Consider the following 821-nt stretch of genomic DNA (forward strand, 5'->3'; position numbering starts at 1 on the left):
CGCAGCCGGACGCGGAGCCGGAGGCGCTCGACCTCGAAGCCTTGGCGGCGGACGCTGCCGACCCACGCTGAGCATCAGGGGCGGCGGGGCATGGCGGGCCGAGCGCCCTCCGGTCAGGCCGGCGAGCCACGTTGGCCCCGCACCGAACGCCGTCCGGCTCGGGTTCGACGGAGCCTCGACGCCTCCGTCGCCGTGAGGCAGACGGGCGCAGAAGGGCCCTCCGGCCAAGCCGGAGGGCGACGGCGGTGAGGGAGGCAGCGGCGGTGCAGGAGCGGCGGAGGGTCGGGGGAAGTGGGTGCGACGAGGGCCGGCCAAGACCGGCGCGCCGGATCAGTAGCGCCGCATCAGTCCGACGAGGCGGCCCTGGATGCGCACCCGGTCGGGGCCGAAGATGCGGGTCTCGTAGGCCGGATTGGCCGCCTCAAGGGCGATGGAGGCGCCTTTCTTGCGCAGGCGCTTCAGGGTGGCTTCCTCGTCGTCCACCAGGGCCACGACGATGTCGCCGGTATCGGCGCTCTCGCAGCGGCGGATGAGCACCGTGTCGCCGTCCAGGATGCCGGCCTCGATCATGCTGTCGCCGCGCACCTCCAGGGCGAAATGCTCGCCCGCGCCCAGCATCTCCGGGGGGATGTTGAGGTTGTGGCTGCGCGACTGGATGGCGGAGATCGGCGTGCCGGCGGCGATCCGGCCCATCACCGGCACCGCGACGCTCTGGCCGCTGCCGCCGTCCTCGTCCTCGGCCACCGGGCGCACCTTGCCGAGACTGCCCTCGATCACGGCGGGGAGAAAAAGGCCCCCGGGCCGTCCGCGCCGCGGCCGCC

At 74.2% G+C, this 821-nt stretch carries 1 protein-coding gene; it reads right to left on the bottom strand.

The annotated features are described in order from the left end of the window. Window positions 1–330: 330 nt before the first annotated feature. Window positions 331–821, bottom strand: a 491-nt coding sequence (lexA, locus tag AC2W7M_RS26525) for a transcriptional repressor LexA (protein WP_486136171.1), incomplete at its 5' end; no start/stop codon positions are given.

The sequence above is a fragment of the Xanthobacter sp. BG11Y11_SDJG genome (assembly GCF_057364445.1).